At 61.6% G+C, this 19,374-nt stretch carries 22 protein-coding genes; 19 read left to right on the top strand and 3 right to left on the bottom strand.

From position 1 onward, the window contains the following. Window positions 1-157 precede the first annotated feature (157 nt). Together C8J46_RS19250 and C8J46_RS21025 are read right to left on the bottom strand one after the other, a co-directional pair. Window positions 158-2,584 carry a TonB-dependent receptor gene (locus C8J46_RS19250; protein ID WP_132742303.1) on the bottom strand — a complete coding sequence of 809 codons (2,427 nt, stop codon included), beginning with the start codon at window positions 2,582-2,584 and terminating at the stop codon, window positions 158-160. 268 nt (window positions 2,585-2,852) lie between these two features. Further along, a complete protein-coding gene (locus tag C8J46_RS21025; protein WP_165886670.1) occupies window positions 2,853-2,990 on the bottom strand; it encodes a hypothetical protein in 138 nt (45 codons plus the stop codon). Between the two features lie 260 nt (window positions 2,991-3,250). On the opposite strand from C8J46_RS21025, the gene C8J46_RS19245 reads away from it, so the two are divergent. The 17 genes from C8J46_RS19245 (at window position 3,251) to C8J46_RS19165 (ending at window position 18,539) form a co-directional block, all read left to right on the top strand. Then, window positions 3,251-4,066, top strand: coding sequence for an SDR family oxidoreductase (locus tag C8J46_RS19245; RefSeq protein WP_165886669.1), 816 nt, complete (start codon window positions 3,251-3,253; stop codon window positions 4,064-4,066). Window positions 4,067-4,662: 596 nt separating this feature from the next. Beyond that, window positions 4,663-5,562, top strand: coding sequence for an AraC family transcriptional regulator (locus C8J46_RS19240; RefSeq protein ID WP_132742301.1), 900 nt, complete (start codon window positions 4,663-4,665; stop codon window positions 5,560-5,562). A gap of 146 nt (window positions 5,563-5,708) precedes the next feature. Continuing rightward, complete coding sequence (locus C8J46_RS19235; RefSeq protein WP_132742300.1) at window positions 5,709-6,221, top strand: hydroxyquinol 1,2-dioxygenase; 513 nt, start codon at window positions 5,709-5,711, stop codon at window positions 6,219-6,221. A gap of 35 nt (window positions 6,222-6,256) precedes the next feature. Further along, window positions 6,257-7,288, top strand: a complete 1,032-nt coding sequence (locus C8J46_RS19230; protein ID WP_132742299.1) for a hydroxyquinol 1,2-dioxygenase — start codon at window positions 6,257-6,259, stop codon at window positions 7,286-7,288. 242 nt (window positions 7,289-7,530) lie between these two features. Continuing rightward, window positions 7,531-8,745 (top strand): outer membrane beta-barrel protein, encoded by a 1,215-nt coding sequence (locus C8J46_RS19225; protein ID WP_165886668.1) that lies wholly within the window; start codon window positions 7,531-7,533, stop codon window positions 8,743-8,745. A 15-nt stretch (window positions 8,746-8,760) separates the two neighbouring features. Next, on the top strand, window positions 8,761-10,251 hold the full coding sequence (locus tag C8J46_RS19220) for an aldehyde dehydrogenase family protein (RefSeq protein WP_207894241.1): 1,491 nt from the start codon (window positions 8,761-8,763) through the stop codon (window positions 10,249-10,251). Window positions 10,252-10,256: 5 nt separating this feature from the next. Next, complete coding sequence (locus C8J46_RS19215; protein ID WP_132742297.1) at window positions 10,257-11,327, top strand: maleylacetate reductase; 1,071 nt, start codon at window positions 10,257-10,259, stop codon at window positions 11,325-11,327. Beyond that, entirely contained in the window at window positions 11,324-12,175 is an 852-nt protein-coding gene (locus C8J46_RS19210; protein ID WP_132742296.1) for a dioxygenase, read from the top strand. The genes C8J46_RS19215 and C8J46_RS19210 overlap by 4 nt, the downstream gene beginning before the upstream one ends. 124 nt (window positions 12,176-12,299) lie before the next feature. Beyond that, window positions 12,300-12,545 (top strand): Rieske 2Fe-2S domain-containing protein, encoded by a 246-nt coding sequence (locus tag C8J46_RS19205; protein ID WP_165886667.1) that lies wholly within the window; start codon window positions 12,300-12,302, stop codon window positions 12,543-12,545. 55 nt (window positions 12,546-12,600) lie between these two features. Next, window positions 12,601-13,284, top strand: a complete 684-nt coding sequence (locus C8J46_RS19200; RefSeq protein ID WP_132742294.1) for a 3-oxoacid CoA-transferase subunit A — start codon at window positions 12,601-12,603, stop codon at window positions 13,282-13,284. A gap of 13 nt (window positions 13,285-13,297) precedes the next feature. Further along, the gene (locus tag C8J46_RS19195) at window positions 13,298-13,981 is read left to right on the top strand and encodes a 3-oxoacid CoA-transferase subunit B (protein ID WP_132742293.1); all 684 of its coding nucleotides are present in this window, start codon (window positions 13,298-13,300) and stop codon (window positions 13,979-13,981) included. Next, on the top strand, window positions 13,978-15,186 hold the full coding sequence (gene pcaF / locus C8J46_RS19190) for a 3-oxoadipyl-CoA thiolase (RefSeq protein WP_132742292.1): 1,209 nt from the start codon (window positions 13,978-13,980) through the stop codon (window positions 15,184-15,186). Before C8J46_RS19195 ends, pcaF begins: the two co-directional genes overlap by 4 nt. Window positions 15,187-15,583: 397 nt before the next feature. Next, the gene (locus C8J46_RS19185) at window positions 15,584-16,807 is read left to right on the top strand and encodes an MFS transporter (protein WP_132742291.1); all 1,224 of its coding nucleotides are present in this window, start codon (window positions 15,584-15,586) and stop codon (window positions 16,805-16,807) included. Window positions 16,808-16,898: 91 nt separating this feature from the next. Then, entirely contained in the window at window positions 16,899-17,207 is a 309-nt protein-coding gene (locus C8J46_RS19180) for a YciI family protein (protein ID WP_132742290.1), read from the top strand. A gap of 71 nt (window positions 17,208-17,278) precedes the next feature. After that, window positions 17,279-18,001 (top strand): IS6 family transposase, encoded by a 723-nt coding sequence (locus C8J46_RS19175; RefSeq protein ID WP_243643523.1) that lies wholly within the window; start codon window positions 17,279-17,281, stop codon window positions 17,999-18,001. A 140-nt stretch (window positions 18,002-18,141) separates the two neighbouring features. Beyond that, window positions 18,142-18,363 carry a hypothetical protein gene (locus C8J46_RS19170; RefSeq protein WP_132742289.1) on the top strand — a complete coding sequence of 74 codons (222 nt, stop codon included), beginning with the start codon at window positions 18,142-18,144 and terminating at the stop codon, window positions 18,361-18,363. Next, window positions 18,360-18,539 carry a hypothetical protein gene (locus C8J46_RS19165; protein ID WP_132742288.1) on the top strand — a complete coding sequence of 60 codons (180 nt, stop codon included), beginning with the start codon at window positions 18,360-18,362 and terminating at the stop codon, window positions 18,537-18,539. Before C8J46_RS19170 ends, C8J46_RS19165 begins: the two co-directional genes overlap by 4 nt. Before the next feature lie 50 nt (window positions 18,540-18,589). Here the strand turns inward: C8J46_RS19165 and C8J46_RS21020 are convergent, their stop codons facing one another. Next, the gene (locus tag C8J46_RS21020; RefSeq protein WP_165886666.1) at window positions 18,590-18,727 is read right to left on the bottom strand and encodes a hypothetical protein; all 138 of its coding nucleotides are present in this window, start codon (window positions 18,725-18,727) and stop codon (window positions 18,590-18,592) included. A gap of 100 nt (window positions 18,728-18,827) precedes the next feature. Here C8J46_RS21020 and C8J46_RS19160 point away from each other — a divergent pair, with 100 nt between their 5' ends. Both C8J46_RS19160 and C8J46_RS21135 read left to right on the top strand, forming a co-directional pair. Continuing rightward, entirely contained in the window at window positions 18,828-19,091 is a 264-nt protein-coding gene (locus C8J46_RS19160; RefSeq protein WP_132742287.1) for a hypothetical protein, read from the top strand. A 16-nt stretch (window positions 19,092-19,107) separates the two neighbouring features. Next, the coding region (locus tag C8J46_RS21135) for a hypothetical protein (RefSeq protein ID WP_207894240.1) at window positions 19,108-19,374 on the top strand (267 nt) is incomplete at its 3' end.

Raw genomic sequence — 19,374 nt, 5'->3', positions numbered from 1 at the left:
CGATTTTTGCGCGTGTGAGAATGTGAATACGCGCACGGACGTGAAACATTCAGAGAGTTCGAAATTGCCTCCTGTCTTGCAAAAACGCAGGCGACACGAGGAGATAGCAAGCAAGGTCACCCTTCCTGGAACAAGAGGGGTGACCTCAACAATGCGTTCAGTATTTCCAGCCGATGGTCGCCCCGAACGTCCGCGGAGGCGCATATACGGCTTGCGTGTAGCTGAGGGCGGCCACGTCGAGACCAAAAACACGATGGAAATTGTTCGTGACATTTCGCACGAACAGTGCGGCCGTGAATTGCCCACCATCAGGCGCATAATCCAGTCGAAGATCGCTGGTTACATAAGCCTTCTGGTAGTTCACGGGTTCATTGAGGACGGTCAGGTAATGGCCCCCGACGTAGTTGACAGTCGCCTGTGTCCCGACCTTGCCATCAAGCGCACTGAACGAATAGCGAACCAAGCCGCCCATCATAAGCTTGCTTGCGTCGGGGAAGCGACGATCGGCCAACCTGCCGACGGGCAACGGCACGTCCTTAGCCACGGTATGAAGGAGCGCTCCGTTAACCGCGATATCGAGCCCCTTCGTAGGATTGATCCGGAACTCGGCTTCGCCACCATACAAGTTCGCGTCAACATTGAAGATTTTCTGGATCAGACCAGTTATAGCAAACGCCTGGTAGTCCTTATAATCGTAGTAGAATCCGGACACGTTGAGCGTTGCCTTACCATCGAGAAAGCGAAGCTTAGTGCCGGCTTCATATGAGGTAAGCACCTCCTGCTTGTGAGGCAGGCTTGGGACGTCGATTGGCGGGAAAATAGGGGTCGACCAATTGCCGCCCTTGTGACCGCGAGTGTAGCCTGCATAGAGAAGGACACCTTCCCGCGGGACATAATTCAGCTGAGCCTTCGCCGAGACGTTTCGGAAATGACGATCCGCGCTTGGTGCCGTCGCCGGGTTGTAATTCACGGTTGGTGCGCCGCCAGTTAGGATGGTCTGGAAACCAAGCGTATCCTTCCAAGCGTAATCCATGACCTTATGGTCCGAAGTGTATCGAAGGCCTGCCGTGACGAAGAATTTCGGTGTAATGTAATAGTCCGCCTGCGCGAATCCCGAGTACGTCCGGTCCGTCATTCGATAGTCGGCACGGAAGAAATCCTGAACAGGCGAACCGGTGGTAATGCATGCAGGCACGGTGCAGGTAGCGCCGATATAAGGGCCTAGGTCGAAAAACCCATCTACTCCGTAGCGTCCAGTCATACTAAGGTAGTAAAGTCCTGCGACCCACTTTAGTTTCTCGGAGCTACCGGAAACACGTAACTCCTGAGAGAACTGATGATATCGCTGCTGAGTCCCGTAATTGTAGAAAAAGTAACTCGGTGATGCATCGCTGCTTAGCGATACAGACTTAGAGATATTTTGATAATTACTAACCGAAGACAGCTCGGCCCCGTCGAACTCGTGAGTCAGTTTTATGGTCGCGCCATAAATGCTGCGCCGAAAGAAACCAGGATTGACGTTATCGCCCTTGAAGGGGTTCGGCCCAGGCTTATAACCCGTGAGCTCGCATCCCGGACATGGCGAACTGACGGTGGGCGTGGTCCCTGCGAGGTTAGCGTAGGTACCTATGCCGTTCGGGCCGAGGGCCACCCCGAGTCCGTCGGCGTCTGGGGCGGAAGGGATCGAGGCATATCCGGGACCGGTGGAGTTCCGGGTGAGGTCGACGTTGCCGATGAATTTGATGACTGTGCGGGAGTCGAGATCGGCCTCGAGTTGCAGCCTGGCAGCATACTCATTTACCTTGCCAGGATCTTTTCCGATGCCGTTGTGGAAGGGACCGGCGTCGTTTGAAGTTGCGACGGACAACCGCGCGCGGACCGTATCGCTCAGCGGTCCGCTGATTGCACCCTCGGACTGAAAGAAACCCTTACCGTATTCGTAAGCCCCACCGGAGACTTCGGCATAAGCCTCGAAATGATCGCTCGGACCGTTGGAAATGTACTGAACCAAGCCGCCAGTCGCGTTCCGGCCGAACAAGGTGCCCTGTGGGCCACGTAGGATCTCGATGCGCTGCATGTCGTATACAGGAACAGAGATGGCGCCGTTCGATCCGATATAAGCGTCGTCCATGTAGACGGCGATCGGGGCCTCGAGGTGATCGGAAAAATTATTTTGCGAGACGCCGCGAACGTTTATGCTGGTTGAAGCCGGGCTAGCTTGTGAAATACTGACGGCGGGGGTAAATTTTGCGATGTCGGAGGCGTTGTACAAGCCGAGTTGCTTCATCTGGGTTCCGCTGTAAGCGGTGATCGATATCGGAACCCTCTGAACGGTCTCGCTGCGCCGGTTCGCCGTCACGACGATATCGCCGACCGCAGAGGTGGTCTCGTCCGGATCGGACGTCGCTACCGCCGGGATCTGTGGATCGGCAGATTGCGTCTGAGGGCCTGCGGCTTGCGTCTGAGCGTGGCTCGGCGCAGCGGCTAAGCATGCCACTAATAAAGCGGTCGCGAGCAACTCGGCTCGCAGTTTGACCGGACGAAAAGATGCCTGGTCGCCAGACACAAAGTGAAGTTTCCTCATGTAAATCCCCTCTTCGCCTTATTGTGCTTCTCGCAACCTCTAGCCTCGGCGGTCAGAAGTGCGGTGCTGAATGGCGCAGATTTGGGACTAGGGAGTACAGTTCCAGCGTCACCTAACGAAGGTTGGCTCCAGCCTAAGAATACGATGTTCGCTCCGAGCTAGGCATTTCGGCGGCCGGGAGCCTTATTTCTCACAAGCCGCAAACCTCCAAACGACCCCTGATCCGGTTGCGCCAACCTTAGTCGGGTGACGCCGGTAGGCCGCTGCTTCAGTATCCGGCCAACAGCGATGGGTCTTCGTTGGCGCCGCCTGCCAGCCGATGGATTTCATCAGCGAAGAAAAAAATAGGAGAGTCGATGCTGTGCAGGCTTTTATCGGCATGACCATTATGAAAACGACGGCCCAACGCCGCCCGTTTTGCACCAAGATGAGCAATCTTGTTTCATGTGAAGGCGGATCTCGTCAGCGAAGCCCTTCGCCCCCGCCCCACACAATACGCGCTCGAATATCGCATCCCTGTTTCGCTTCGGTGTTTCAACTGGGCGATCACCCTTTCGCCGGTCGTCCAATGCTGGAGATGCGTCTCATCAGGACGCGCCTTGAGGTTAGCCGAACCGATCACGCCACACCGACATGATAAGGTCGAATCAAAGAGGAGCTCGAACAATGGAATATCGTGACAAGGTTGCGTTCGTCACCGGCGGAGCGAGCGGGATTGGGCTTGCCATCGCCACAGCCCTTGCACAGCGCGGCGCGAAAATTGCCCTAGCCGATATCCAGCGCGACGCGCTTGAAGCAGCCGGTACCGCAATAGGCTCATTGGGCGTCGAAGTGCTAACCGTGCCTCTCGATGTGACGGACCGAGAAGCGGTTTACGCAGCAGTCGCGGAAGTCGACGATCACTTTGGACGGCTAGATATCGTGATCAACAATGCTGGCATCGGCGATGCAGGAAATCCGCTCGATACCATGGAAGACGGATTTTTCGATTGGCTAGTCCACGTGAATGTCTTCGGCGTCATGAACGTGCTGAAGGCCGCAATCCCCCGAATGAAGGCACGCGGTAATGGCGGCCATATCCTCAACACATCGTCCTTGGCAGGTTTGGTTGTAATCGAAGGATGGAATCAGGGGCTCTATTCCGCGACAAAGATGGCAGTCCTCGCGATCAGCCTGGACGTGCGCACGGCACTTTCCTCGCACGGCATCGGCGTCAGCGCGTTCTGCCCTGGTCTGATTGCCACCAACATCACTACCAATATGATCGCCTTGCGTCCGGTGACACTTTCTCGTGAACATCGGGAACTGCCCGAGGCGCTCACGGTCGAGGGCATGTCCGCTGATGCTGCAGCGCAAATCGCCGTTAGCGGCATCGAAGCCAATCGGGAAATCATCGTGACCAATCCTGAACTCTGGCCAATGGTCGAAGAATTCCACGCTCGGATCCGCGCGGCTTTCGAACCTGTCGAGGCGCCTGCGTAACAGGTGCCAACATTCACTTCACCATTGCCGGCGCTCACCGAAGGGCGATCACCCTCGCAATATTGAAGAGAAGCTAATTGATCGCACACCGTCTTCATCCGTCTCCGCAAGCTGACCAAGGTGATTCAGTAGTGGACCGGTGACAGCGTGATCGTTCCTGAAGAATCACACCGGCGCGACGGGCGACGCACGGCTCAGCCGGCCTTCGGTGACCCGGCGGGCTAATGAGGATGTTCGCACCGCCCCACTACGGAGTGACCCAGGGCGGTTCAGAGGCCCAGAATCTGCAAACGGTGACTCAGGCCTTACCGTAACGGCTGCACAGCGAAGCCCGCTTGATGCTATTCCGCGCGGTCCCCTGCAGCAGCTGGGCAGGTAGTTTGCACCGCGCGCCGCCGCAGTCCGGTCTTCCTCCACGATCGCTGCCAGGAATGCCGATACTGACCGCCAGTCCGGGCAGGACTTCTTGGGAACAGTCTCGCGTGGAGGGCGCGGTTTTGCCCTCTATTGTCGAGATAACCGTAACGGCCTATGTACGTTCAATATGCGTGGTGACCCCGCGGCAATGAACCGGCGGACGCACCGGAGAGGATAGGATGAGGCCGGACGACGACGTGCCTTTAGGTGTCTCGGACACGCACGGTATCTTGCTTCGTCCGGAGCATAAGAAGATCGCGACCAGCGACACGTTGGCATGGCGCTCTTTGTATGTCTCGCGTCAGCTGGAGCAGCCATATTCTGACCGATTTGCCGGTCGGGACGACCACCTGATCATCGTTCACCTGAGCGGGCCCGTGAAGGTTGAACGGGATTTTAGCGGGGAACGCAGTCGATCCCGGATTACGGTGGGGGGTCTCTTCATTCTGCCGCCCAAACGCGATTTCGGGGTGTCTTTGCTCGCCCCGCTCGAAACCGTTCATCTGTATGTCCGGTCGAAATTGGTCACAGCCGCGGCGAGTGAGCTTTGCAAAGGCGATCCCGCATCCCTGCAGTTCATACCCCGGTTGGGCGAGCATGACGGCTTGATCGAACAGCTCGGCAGGATGGCCTGCCAGATGCTGGAGGATCAGCAATCTGACTTTTTCGCTGATGGCATAGCCCGCCTCCTTGCTGCACAGTTGGTGCGCCATCATTCGACCGGGTTACAGCAGGACCTCCCTCGGATCACCGGCTTGCAGCCTTATCAGATGAATGCTGTTCGCGAGCTGATCGAGGATCAGATGGACGAGGCACTCAACATCGAGCAGCTTGCCGCGGCAGCCGGGCTCAGCCCGATCCATTTTGCCCGCCAATTCAAGCGTACGACGGGGACCTCGCCACATCAGTATCTTATGGAGGCACGGGTCACGCGCGCTCGCGACCTGCTGTCCACCCGGCTTTCCATCGCCGAGATCGCGTACCAGTGCGGTTTCAGCCATCAGGAGCATATGACCCGCCTGTTCGGGCGCCAGCTCGGCGTGACCCCCGCAGCCTACCGGAAATCCTTGGCCGACTGATCCCGTCCGAATTGTGCCTAAGCACGCTCGCTTCGTGCAGGATAGGACGCCTGCCACGGCATAGCCTTCTCCCAGCCCGAGCCGTCACACTCAGCAAGACGGCTCAACGACCGCCTGATCGAGGCGGCGCATATAGGAGATGGAAGATGCCTGAGGTCATCACGCGTTTTGGGTCCCTGGAGGACTATCACAAGGGCGGCGTCGAGATCATCGACGACGACCCGCGCAACTACGTTTTTTCGAACGTTTTCGAGGTCGCCGAAAAGGGCGCCCCCTACGAGCGCATCGCGGTCGGCATCAACTTCGAATATGTGATCGAAGCTGCGCGCGCGGAGGGCGTATCCCCCTGGTACACCTGCGCACACGACGAATTCGTCGTGTGCATGGATGGCGAGGTCGAGGTCCACTTCGTCAAGCTCGCCAATCCGGACGCCTACGTCGATCCCGAGAAGGACGGCGCCGTTGAAATCTCGGAAGCGTTGCCCGACGGCCAGAAGATGGGCCGTGTCGTGCTGCGGCGGGGCCACCAGGCACTGCTCCCGGTGGGGGCTGCATACCGCTTTCATGCCAGCAGCCCGAGCGTGATCCTCCTCCAGACCATCGTCGGCGATGTCACTGTCCAGAAATGGGCGGAGATCTGTCAGACCGAAGCGGCCTGAGCCGCGCCGTAACCCGTAATCCAGGAGATCGAACTATGGCCATGTCGCTCACACTCGATGCTGAAATTGCATCGCAGTCCCCCAGCACGGCGAGCACCGATACGGAGACGCTGCAGATCAGCAACCAAACCGGCTACCGGTCTTTCCGGGCTGGCGGCTTTCACTTCATGCGCGATGAGTATTTCGCACGGCTTTCCTGGCCGGGTGGGACGCACATCATCCCGATCGACGTCTTCCTTCGCGCGATGATGCGCGACGTGGCGTGGGGGTTCTTCTATGGTGTCGTGAATTTCGACGGCGTGTTTGGCACCATCAATCACTATGGCGAGGTGACGATGTTCGCCGGCCGCTTCAACGATGCCTACCGTAACGCTGGCCGCGACTACGAAGAGCGTTTTCAATCCGAGGCACTGATGGGCAAGTTCAAGGAACTGCTCTCCGACTGGACCATCGAAGGCTATGACCCCTTTGCCGCTCCGATGGAAACGGGCGCTCCCTGGGGCGTGAAGAAGGGCGGCAACGATGACGCGGTCGGTCGCGAGCGCGTGACCGCGCGCCGGATGGTGGGCCTGCCGGGTGACACCCCTGTGCGTACCGACGAGATCGGCTTTCCGGTCAATCGACAGTTTGCCGACGTCGCCCAGGATCAGCCACTCGTCGAAGCGGAACCGGGCTTCGAGCACGAGGTGAGCGGCTACAACCTCTTCGGCTACCTTTCACGCTCGGACGTGACGTGGAACCCAAGCGTCTGCTCGGTCGTCGGTGATAGTCTCTTCTGCCCGACGTCGGAGGAGTTCATTCTGCCGGTCGAGCACGGCAACGATCGCTGTGAATGGTTCCTTCAGCTGTCCGATGAAATCACCTGGGAGGTGAAGGACAAGGAGAGCGGCAAACCCCGCGCCCGCGTTCTCGCGCGCGCTGGCGACATCTGCTGCATGCCTGCCGACATCCGGCACCAGGGCTTCTCGACCAAGCGATCGATGCTGCTGGTCTGGGAGAATGGATCCTCGAAAATCCCGCAGATGATCGCCGACGGCACGGCCCCGGTCACGCCGGTCCAATTCTGATCATCATGCAGAGGAAGCGGTACCGGGCGGTCAACGGCCCGGGCCGCATGGAGATGGTAACGGGGATGAAGAAAAAACTGCTCGCGCTCGCGGCGGCGGGCGCGGTCGCTGGATTGACTGCGCCTGCCATGGCTCAGGATCTTGGCGCTAATGCGCAAGCCGCGCCCGGTACGCCGCAGACCGCTCCGGAGGCTGCACCAGCGCCACCGCCCCCTCGGGCTGCCGGGGCGCTCGGCAGAGCGTTGTTCGGTGACGCGTTGGAAGAGCACAAGATCATGCTGCTTGGCTGGGCCGAGGGCGCTGCTCTCGTATCCAGCAACGACAGCAAGGACGTTTCGCCAGGAGCGTTCTTCAACACGACCGACGGATTCAATCTGAACCAGGCCGCCTTGATGGCGTGCAGCGGGCGGGCATGCCCGCCGTTCTCGTTCGGCCCGGGCGCAGCAGTCCATAACCGCATCGGGCCGTTTCCTGGGCCAAAGAGCGACAAGGTCACGGTCGATTTCAACGTCACCGCGATCTACGGCGAGGACGTTCAATTTCTGAAGACACTGGGCATCGACGGCAACACACGCTTCGACCGTAACGATGGGCTGAAGTTCGGCCTCACCCAGGCCTATCTCGAATTCTATCTGCCGGTGCTTGAGGGGACCAGTGTGATGGTGGGTAGTTTCCAGACGCCGCTCGAGAACGAGATTGGCTACGCCTTCACGCCGCCAAACTGGTTCGCAACCCACACCTATGCGTTTCAGCATGGTCCGGCCAAGCATGTCGGCGTTCTGGTCGAATCCCGTGTCGTGAATTCGCCCACCTTCGGCCTCCTTGGTGTCGAGGCCGGCATCGTCAAAGGGTGGAACAACTGGACCAACGAGAAAGGCGATCCCTCGTTCATCGGCGCGCTGCGCTGGCGCAGCGTTGACATGAACACCTGGATCGATCTGGAAGGGATCTACGGCAACGGTGATGAGGACTTCGGCCCGGGGCCTGGTCGAGGCGGTTCCCCGTATTTCGCATCAAGCTCGACCGGGAAGTATCTCGGACGCCTGTCGACCTACCTCGTTGTCACGCAAACGCTCTCGACGAAGCTCAGCGTCGCGTTCGAGGGCACCTATGGGCAGCAGATGCCCGGCGACGTGAAGTTCGTGCCGTTTGCGATCACCGAGAAGGCAAAGTGGTACGGTGCGAACGTCAGCGCGCGCTACGCGCTTGCGCCGACCGTGTTCCTCAACGCCCGCGGCGAATGGTTCAACGACGAGAAGGGCGCCCACGCCCTCTGGAACACCGCGCGCGGCGACGTTTTCGGAGCAACCGCGAACGTCGAATGGCAATTGTCACCGGACGTGAGGGTTCGTGGCGAGGTCCGCTACGACGATCACACAGGTGCGGGCCGGCTCTTCGATAACAATACCAAGAACCAACAGGCGGTTGGCCTGGCGAACATTTTCTTCCTGTTTTGACGAAGGAGCCATCCCATGGCGCTCAATGATCCCCTGCCTACGATCCAGTCCAAGCTCTTCATCGGTGGTCAGTGGTGTGATGGCGTCGAGGGCGGCACCATCGCCGTCGAGAACCCGTACAATGGCGAGAAGCTGACAGACATTGCGGAGGCGACTGCGGCGGACGTCGATAAGGCCGTCGTCGCAGCACAGCGCGCCCTGCCGGGCTGGAGGGCGCTGGCGGCTCACGAGCGCGGACGCTTGCTCTTGAAGCTGGCCGACGCAATCGAGGCAGACGCTGCCAATCTGGCTCGACTCGAGGCAATGGACACCGGGCACCCGATCAGGGACTGCCTCTCCTTGGACGTGCCGCGGACCGTCCTGTGCTTCCGTTACTTCGGTGGCATGGCAGACAAGCTTGAAGGCTCGGTCATTCCGGTCGACGCTGGCTTCCTGAACTATGTCGAACGCGAGCCGATCGGGGTCGTGGGAGCGATCGTCCCCTGGAACTTCCCGTTGATGTTCACGAGCTGGAAGATGGGTCCCGCCCTGGCAGCGGGAAACACGGTCGTGATCAAACCCTCAGAGATTACGCCACTCTCCACGCTCCGGATCGGTGAACTCATGCAGCAGGTCGGGATTCCCAACGGCGTGGTGAATATCGTCACGGGTTATGGCCACACCGCGGGGCAGCGTATCGCTGAGCATCCAGACATCGGCAAGGTTGCCTTCACGGGGTCCACTGCAACCGGTCGTCGCATCGTGCAGGCATCCGCCTCCAACCTCAAGAAAGTGCAGCTTGAGCTGGGCGGCAAGGGCCCCAACATCGTCTTCCAAGACGCGAACATCGCCGCTGCGATCGGCGGGTCGGCGTTCGCGATCTTCCACAATCAGGGACAGGCCTGCATCGCTGGCTCTCGCCTGATCCTGCATGAGGCGATCGCGGAGGAGTTTCTCGAAAAATTCGCAGCGCTCGCGCGGTCGATCAAGATCGGTGATCCGCTCGATCCCGAGACCGAGATGGGTCCGCTGACCTCCCGCCTCCATCAGGAGCGCGTACTTTCTTTCGTGGAGATCGCCAAGGAACAGGGCGGCGAGGTACTGACCGGGGGGAAACGCCCCGAGGGTGACGAATTCGCCGCGGGCTGCTTCGTCGAACCGACGATCGTGCGGGCGAAGCCGGACCATCGCGTCGCTCAGGAAGAGGTGTTTGGTCCGTTCGTCACGGTCCTCACCTTCCAGACCGACGAAGAAGCGCTCGAGATCGCAAACGGCACCGACTATGGACTGGGGGCCGGTCTCTGGACGCAGGACATCACCCGCGCCCATCGCTTCGCGAAACGACTGCACGCCGGCATGGTCTGGATCAACTGCTACAAGCGCGTCCATCCCGGATCGCCTTTCGGCGGGGTCGGCCAGTCGGGCTACGGCCGCGAGATGGGTTTCGAGGCAATGCGCGAATACACGGTCACGAAATCGGTGTGGGTCAACGTCGACGCCCAGATCCCGCCCTTCTACAAGCGGTGAGCGGCATGAAGGACTTCATCTACGAGGCCCTGCCGAGTCACGTCACGTTCGGTCGCGGGTCGGTCTCGCGACTGCACGAGGTCATGGAGCGGCACGGCGTCGAGCGCGCCATGCTCCTCTCAACGCCTCAGCAGGTCGACCAGGCCCGCGCCGCGGTCGCCGGCCTTGGCGACGCCATTGTAGGCAGCTTCACCGACGCGACGATGCACACGCCGGTGGAGGTGACGGAGCGCGCCTTGGCCGAGTTGCGCGCCAGCGGTGCAGATTGCGTCGTTTCGTTCGGTGGTGGCTCGACGATCGGGCTCGGCAAGGCGCTGGCCGTCCGGACCGACGTCTTCCAGATTGCCGTGCCCACCACCTACGCCGGGTCCGAGATGACCCCGATACTCGGCGAGACGAAGAACGGGCGGAAGACGACCCGCCGGTCGCCGTCGATCCTCCCCGAGGCGGTGATCTATGATGTAGACCTGACGATGGGGCTGCCCGCCGGCATTTCTGGAACGAGCGGCATCAACGCCATCGCCCACGCGGTCGAAGGGCTGTACGCCAAGGACGCCAACCCGATCATGCGCTTGGTCGCGGAGGAGGGAATTCGCTCGCTGGCGTCGGCCTTGCCCCGGGTCGTCGCGGATGGCGGCGACGTCGAGGCGCGCGAGGACGCGCAATATGGAGCTTGGCTATGCGGTTTCGTGCTGGGCTCGGTAGGCATGGCGCTGCACCACAAGCTTTGTCACACCATCGGCGGTGACTTCGACCTACCCCACGCCGAAACCCATACGATCATCTTGCCGCATGCCGTTGCTTATAACGCGCCCGCGATCCCCGACGCGATGGCGGCCATGCGACGCGCGCTCGATACAGATGATCCCGCCGAGGCCCTGTTCGTGCTCGCTCGCAAGGTCGATGCGCCCCGCGCACTGAAGGACATCGGGATGCCCAAGAAAGGGGTGGAGACCTCGGCCGATCACGCTGTGGAGAACGCGTATTGGAACCCGCGCCCGTTAGAGCGTGACGCGATCCGGAACCTCATTGCGCGTGCATGGGCGGGCGATCGGCCAACGGGAGCTGAAGCATGACGGATACACTCTATCCAGAGATCACCGAGGACGCGGTCCACCGTATGTCCGAAGCGCCCAATGCAAGGCTTCGCGAAGTGATGGCGGTCGTCGTTCGACATCTTCACGATGCCGTGCGCGAGGCGCGGATCAGCGAAGCGGAATGGGAGACAGCCATCCGCTTCCTGACAAAGACCGGCCAGAAGTGTGACGCCGAGCGGCAGGAATTCATCCTTCTGTCCGACGTTCTCGGCGTTTCGATGCTGGTCGATGCCCTGAACCACGAAGGGGGCGATGGCATCACGGAGTCGACGGTCTTCGGGCCGTTCTACTCCGGTCAGCAGCGTGTGGTACCATTCGGCGCGTCTATCCTCCTGCGCCCGGAGGACGCCGAACCCTTGGTCATGTCGGGCAGGGTGCTTTCAGCCGATGGGACGCCCGTCGCGGGCGCTATCATCGAGGTATGGCAAACTGCGCCGAACGGGCTCTACGATGTTCAGGATCCCGATCAGCCAAAAGGGCATCTGCGCGCGACCCTGGAAGCCGACCAGGACGGGGCGTATGCCTTTGAAACGATCCTGCCTGTCAGCTACGCCATTCCCGACGACGGCCCGGTAGGGCAGCTGCTACACGGGCTCGGACGGCATCCAAACCGTCCCGCACATATCCACTTCATGATTTCGGCCACGGGCTACCAGCGGCTGGTGACGCATCTCTTTGTCGAAGGCGACCCCTATCTGGAGAGCGACGCGGTATTTGGGGTCAAGCCATCGCTCATCGTCGCGCCCGTCGACGACGGCTCAGGGCGTCTGAAGATCGAACGAGACTTCGGTTTGTCGGTCAACGAAGCGGTGGAGTCAGGTGATTGATATTCCCGTCTGGCGGGTTCGTCCTAACGCCCCTCAGCCCGGCACGGTCCTCGGACCAATCCAAGAGGTGCCTGTGGATGGCGCGAAGGAGTACCGTTTCGGTCGCGGACGGAGTGCATTCTCCATGTTCGTGGTTCGCATCGGCGAGACCGAGGTGCGGGGCTATCTCAATCTTTGCCCGCACTTCTCCCTGCCCCTCAACCACGGCCCCGACCAGTTTGTGCACTTGGGGCACATCCGTTGCGTGCAGCACTTCGCCATTTTTCGGCCCGACGACGGGGTCTGCGTATCGGGCGCGTGTGAGGGCAGCCGGCTCGACCCGGTCGGGATTGGCCGAACGGCCGAAGGGATGATGGTGATTCAGGCATGAACAGCATTCTTGCGGATCGGTGGCCGAAAACTGACCCGAGCACTGGAGATGAACGATGATCGACAAGACGGCGGCCGACATGCGGACGGCCCTGGCTGACATCAATGACGGCGCCTCGGTCATGATCGGCGGCTTTGGCACTGCAGGCATGCCTGATGAACTCATCGACGCGCTGATCGAGCGCGGCGTTGATGACCTCACCATCATCAATAACAATGCCGGGAATGGCGAGAGCGGTGTCGCGGCGCTTATCAAGGCCGGACGGGTCCGAAAAATCATCTGCTCTTTCCCCAGGCAAAGCGACTCGCACCATTTCGATGCCGCATACCGCGCCGGACGTATCGAGCTTGAGCTGGTGCCGCAGGGCAACCTGGCCGCACGCATTCAGGCCGCAGGAGCGGGGTTGGGTGCGATTTTCACGCCCACGGGTTTTGGGACGCTTTTGGCCGAGGGCAAGGAAACGAGACGCATCGATGGGCGCGACTATGTCTTGGAGCTGCCCCTCCGAGCCGACTTCGCGTTGATCAAGGCACTGAGCGCCGACCGCTGGGGCAATCTTGTCTATCGCAAGACAGCCCGCAACTTCGGGCCGATCATGGCCATGGCGGCATCTGTCACGATCGCGCAGGTGACGCAGATCGTGGCCTTGGGCGCGCTCGATCCCGAGGTGATCGTCACACCGGGAATCTTCGTTCAACGCGTGGTGCAGGTCAGCGACGCCGCGGCGATCGCAGCATGACGGGAGGATTCCAATGAAACGCCTTGATCGCGACCAGATGGCTGCGCGGGTGGCCCGGGACATTCCGGAGGGCGCCTATGTGAACCTCGGAATCGGTCTACCGACCAAAGTCGCCAATTATCTGCCGATCGACAGGGATATCCTGCTGCAGAGCGAGAACGGCCTTCTCGGGATGGGACCCGCGCCGGCACCGGGCGATGAGGACTGGGAGCTTATCAATGCCGGGAAGCAGGCCGTCACGCTACTGACGGGCGGATGCTTCTTTCATCATGCCGACAGCTTCGCGATGATGCGCGGCGGGCATCTCGACATATGCGTGCTCGGTGCGTTCCAGGTCTCGGTGACCGGAGACTTGGCGAACTGGCATACCGGCGAAACCGGTGCCATCCCGGCGGTCGGCGGTGCGATGGATCTGGCGATCGGGGCGAAGCAGACATTCGTCATGATGGAGCTTCTAACCAAGCAGGGCGCCAGCAAGCTCGTCGAGGAGTGCACCTATCCGCTCACCGGCCTCGGCTGCGTTTCTCGCGTCTATACCGATCTCGCAGTCTTCGACCTGGGCCCGAATGGCGCCAGCGTGATTGAAATGGTCGATGGCCTCTCCCTAGACGAACTCCGTCGGATGACCGGCCTACCCTTTAAAGCCTCGGCGAACCTCGTGGGCGACGTGAAACAGACGACGGGAGCAGTCTCATGAGCGATGCCTTCATTTGCGACGCCGTCCGTACTCCCATCGGTCGCTACGGCGGATCGTTGGCCAAAGTCCGCGCAGACGACCTGGGTGCGGTGCCAATCTCCGCATTGAATGAACGCAACCCAGGGCTGGATTTTCGGGCGATCGACGAGGTCTTCTATGGCTGCGCCAATCAAGCCGGCGAGGACAATCGCAACGTTGCCCGGATGAGCTTGCTGCTGGCCGGGCTGCCGGTTGAGGTGCCCGGCGTGACGTTCAATCGCCTCTGTGCGTCCGGCCTCGAAGCGGTCGGGGCCGCGGCCCGCGCGATCCGCACCGGCGAAATGGACATGGCGATCGCAGGTGGCGTGGAGAGCATGACCCGGGCGCCGCTTGTCATGGGCAAGAGTGATGCCGCATTCGGCCGGAACCAGAAGCTCGAAGACACCACAATGGGATGGCGGTTCATCAATCCGGCTTTCGACGCCGCATACGGGACCGAGACGATGCCCCGAACCGGGGAGAACGTTGCCGAGGACTTCGGCGTCAGCAGGGCAGATCAAGACGCATTCGCGCTTCGGAGCCAGCAACGCGCCGCAGCGGCAGAAGCGAGAGGCTTTTTCGCCGAGGAGATCGTCGCTGTCGAGGTGCCGGGCAAGCGGCGGGGCGAGACCATGTCCTTCTCCACTGACGAGCATCCGCGGGCCGACATCACGCTTGAGACGCTCCAAGGACTCAAGCCGCTGTTCGGGCCGCAGGGGACGGTTACCGCGGGCAACGCCTCTGGCATCAACGATGGCGCCACAGCGATGATCGTCGCGACCGAGAAGGCAGCCAAGGACCATGGCCTCGTCCCCCGCGCGCGCATTCTGGGCATGGCATCAGCCGGCGTCGAACCCCGCGTGATGGGCATTGGGCCACTACCCGCGACCCGCAAGCTCATCGAGCGGCTAAGCCTGTCGATCGGCGACTTCGATGTCATCGAGCTCAACGAGGCCTTCGCAAGTCAGGCGTTAGCCGTTCTGCGCGGGTTGGGCCTCCCGGACGATGCCGAACACGTCAATGCCAACGGGGGCGCGATCGCGCTCGGCCATCCTCTCGGGATGTCTGGCGCCCGCATCGCCATGACCGCTGTCCATCAACTGGAGCGGACCGGTGGCCGCTTCGCGCTCGCCACGCTCTGCATCGGCGTCGGCATGGGTCTCGCACTTGCTGTGCAGCGCGTTTAATTTCCAGCCGACCTAGGTCGGCTGGACGCAAGGACACACGTCACCCGCGCGTTGTCGGGTTGGCCAGATGCGTCCAGGCGCCTTGGCGAATACGGGGGCGGCGCTGACGCGGGGATTTCTCCGGTAACCAGTTGATGGACAGCGGTCAGGACGCACGCCGGCGCATTCTGGAAAGAAAGGCGAACCTGAACCATCGCCTCCACTGCCTCACAGTCCGATTCCTGCATATCGACGACGGTATTGGACAGGACGTGGCGTCCGAGACCCGACAACCTCGTCCCTCAGATCGTCGACGGGATCCACCGGAAGGTTCCCCAGCGGCGACGTTAATGGGAGACAAGGGATGCAGGGAACAGCGTATACAACCACACCGTCGGACCTTGCGGGCGAGCCGGCCATGGCGGTGCCGCAGATCAGGAATGCAGGGCCGGGATACGAGTGGAAGGCGGTTGCTCTCCTGAGCCTCGCTTTCGGTCTCGTCGGCCTGGACCGCTGGATCATCGCCCCGCTCGCGCCGGCCATCATCGCTGACCTCGGGATCAGCCCGCCGCTGATCAACGCCCTGATCGCCATCCTCGGCGTGACCTGGGGCATCGCCGCAGTTGCGATGGGCAGCCTTTCGGATCGCATCGGACGACGCAAGGTCATGCTCCCGGCTATTCTCATCTTCTCGATCGCATCCGGGCTGTCCGGCCTGGCGGCCGGCTTCACCAGCCTGCTGCTGATCCGCGGTTTCATGGGGATCGCAGAGGGCGCCTTCTGCCCAACCAGCTTCGCCTCGACGGCCGAAGCATCCAATCCGTCGCGTATCGGCTTCAATCAGGGTCTTCAGCAAAGCATGTTCGCACTCTTCGGGCTCGGCTTCGGTCCGATCCTTGCGACGTGGTTGCTCGGCTTTACGTCGTGGCGCGGGGTGTTCGCCATCGTCATGCTCCCTGGCGTCATCCTGACGGTGCTTCTGTGGATGGTGATCCGTGAGCCGGACACCATCACCGACAAGCGTCAGGCCACGACCAAGGCGTCCGTGAGCGAGGTGCTCAAGGTCCGCAATGTCCAGATCAGCATGGTGGGGCTGCTGTGCGCCATGTGCGGGATCTTCGTGCTCAGCGCGAACACGCCGATCTATCTTGCCAGCTACCTCAAGTTGACGCCGATCCAAGTCGGTCTCGTCACCTCGGCCATCGGCTTCGGCGGCTTCGTTGGGCAGTGGGTGCTGCCGGCACTTTCCGACATCTTCGGCCGCCGCCCCATGGCGGTGCTCGGCTTCGTAGGCGGTGCCGCGTTCGTCTACCTCTTCATGAATATCGGCGCTCAACCGATGCAGCTCTTCGGGGCATTGTTTGCCGCGACGGTCTTCAGTTTCGGCCTCCTGTCGCTGTTGACCGGACCAGTTGCTGCGGAGTCCGCTCCGGCCGGCATGGTCTCGACGGCCGCGGGTCTCATCATCGGCGTTGGCGAAATATTTGGCGGCGGCCTGGCGCTGCTCGTCGCTGGCTATGTCATTGCGACCTATGGCATCCAGTACATGCTCTACCTTGCCCTTGGTGGGCTCGTCTTCGGTGCCTTCCTGATGCTGGGACTGGCAGAAACCGCGCCGCGCAAGGTGAAGCGCAACGCCTGAATGACTCGAAGGGACGGGCCATTCTGAGGGCCCGCCCCACTACGATCAGGGCACACATGCTCCTCGGATCGGGCTAGGAAACGGAGAGCCGGTGGACACCTTCATTTTCGAGGCAATAGACAGACCGGATACGATCCGGCTTCGAGAGGAAACGCGCCCGGCTCATCGCCAGCACATCCGGACCGCGCGGCCCGACGCCCGCTGCGTTCTCGGAGGGCCGATCCGGCCCGGTGACGGAGGCGCGATGGTTGGCACCCTCCTTGTGTTTCTGGCCACGGACGCGGGGGCTGTACGCCGCTTTATGGCGGACGACCCCTATGTCAGGGCAGGCCTATTCGAGCATTGGTCAGTACAGATGTGGTCGATCGGCCTCGGAGCGATCGCACCGCTGGCCGAATGACCGACGATCTCAGAGGCGGGCTCCGTCAAACCAACGTGGCAGGCGGGGCAGGGGGCTGATATCGATCCCGGATGAGCCGGAAATCGAGGGCGCTGCCGCCTAGCCCGTTTCGTCGTTTCAACTCGTCGCCGGAGGTAATCCGGCTGGTGGTGCTGATGTACGTGCGCTTTCCGCTGTCCCTGCGCAACGTGGAGGACCTGCTGTTCGAGCGCGGGATCGACATCTGCCACGAGACGGTCAGGCTGTGGTGGAACAGGTTCGGTCCGCTGTTCGCAGGCGACATTCGCCGTCAGCGGGTCGGCCGCATGCGGGGCTTTCGCCACTGGCGCTGGCACCTGGACGAAATGTACGTGAAGCTGAATGGCGAGATGGTCTACCTGTGGCGAGCCGTCGATCACGAGGGCGAGGTGCTGGAGAGCTACGTTACGAAGAGCCGCGACAAGGCGGCGGCGCTTGCCTTCATGAAGAAGGCGCTGAAGCGGCACGGCTCACCTGAGTCGATCACTACTGACGGCCTTCGCTCCTACGGTGCGGCAATGAACGAGCTGGGCAACCGCGAGAAGCAGGAGGTCGGGCGGTGGGCCAACAACCGGGTGGAGAACTCTCACCTGCCGTTCCGACGACGGGAGCGGGCAATGCTCAGGTTCCGGCAGATGAAGACGCTGCAGAAGTTCGCCTCTGTTCACGCCAACGTCCACAACCACTTCAGCCTCGAGCGCCACCTCATCGATCGACAGACCTACCGGGAAAGGCGCTGCGCCGCACTGGCGGAGTGGCAGGTGCTCGCCAGCTAAGCTGCGACCTTCAAAGACCCGGGTGCATCGTCTGGAGACCGGTTCGCGTTAGACTGACAGCACCGTTCGCCGCGCAGGGCTCGCCTCTGGCGTACGTCGCGTACGGGCTTGCCACCTCTTTCCACGAAACGGCTCAGAAGATGCAGCCGGTCCCAGAGATCGGCCGCGGCCGTGGCAAGGCGTATGGCAAGCCGGGCAAGCACGCAGGCCAGATCGCGTACGGTCGCGGCGATGTCCAGCTGACGTGGGATTACAATTACAATCGCGCCGATGCCGAGCTCGGCCTGAAGGGCGCGCTGACGTCGAACTACGACCGGGCGATGGAACCGAGATCTCCGCGCAGATCATGGTCCTCGGCATGACCGAGGGCTGGTTCACCGGCAAGCGGTTCGCCAGCTACCTGCCGGCGAAGGGACCAGCGACAAACGTACAGTTCACGTCGGCGCGGCGCATCATCAACGGGATCGACCGTGCCGGGAAGGTCGCCGGGTACGCCATATCGTTCCAGGCGGCTTTGGTTGCTGGGCAGTGGAGCTAAAATCCTGCCCGATTAGCAAAACTGTCGCGCTCATCACGGCCATTAAACCGTCACGTCAGTGCAGAAACGATCAGGCCGATCAACATCCAAGCCAACGCGCCGGCGAGTGCTCCAATGACGAGCCCGCTCATTTGTGGAGCTTTCAACGCCTCGCGATGATCGGCACGTTTCTCAGAGTCGTCCAGCATCAGGTTCTCCTATCGTGCCGCCATCGATCTGACGCTTGGCTAACCGCCTGTGTTCCCAAAAAAAATTAACCAACTTCTCCGCTCCCTTGAAAGGACCACGATGAAGAAACTGCTGACCGCTGCGCTCTGCGCGGCTAGCCTGTCCGCGTGCGCGCAAAGCCTGCACCTCGACGTGTGCAAGGGCGCTGAACTGCGCCGCACAGCCTACTCGACCGCGATCGAGGCGGTCGCCGTCCTCGAGCTATCCGGCCGCCCAGTGCCGCAGGCAGCGTTCATCGCGCGCGACGCGGCGCGGCTGGCGCTGTCGATCCTTGATCAGAACTGCCCGCGGGCCGCGCCCACCGCCACCACCGCTGCCAACTGATTCAAGGAGCCAATCCATGAAGACCATTCTCCTTTGGGACCCTCGGTTTCCAGATCGCCGCCCCGCGCGGCTCACGCTCGAGGATACGGTAGCTTCCGCCGCAGTGCGCGCCGGTGTAGCTGCAGCTGCCAACCCGGCTGAAGCTGGAGCGCTATCCGCTGGCGGCGCACTGGATCCCGGCCTGATGGCGGAGGTCGTTCTGCAGCACGGTACTGGAAATCTAACCCGGCGCGTGTTTCTGCCATACAGCGTGGCGTTGGTGGGCGCAGCGGCTGGGGTCTTG

This window comes from Sphingomonas sp. PP-F2F-A104-K0414, from assembly GCF_004340945.1.
Taxonomy (GTDB): domain Bacteria; phylum Pseudomonadota; class Alphaproteobacteria; order Sphingomonadales; family Sphingomonadaceae; genus Sphingomonas.
The sequence above is the reverse complement of the archived record's forward strand: the minus strand, read 5'-3'. Positions and strand labels throughout refer to the sequence as shown.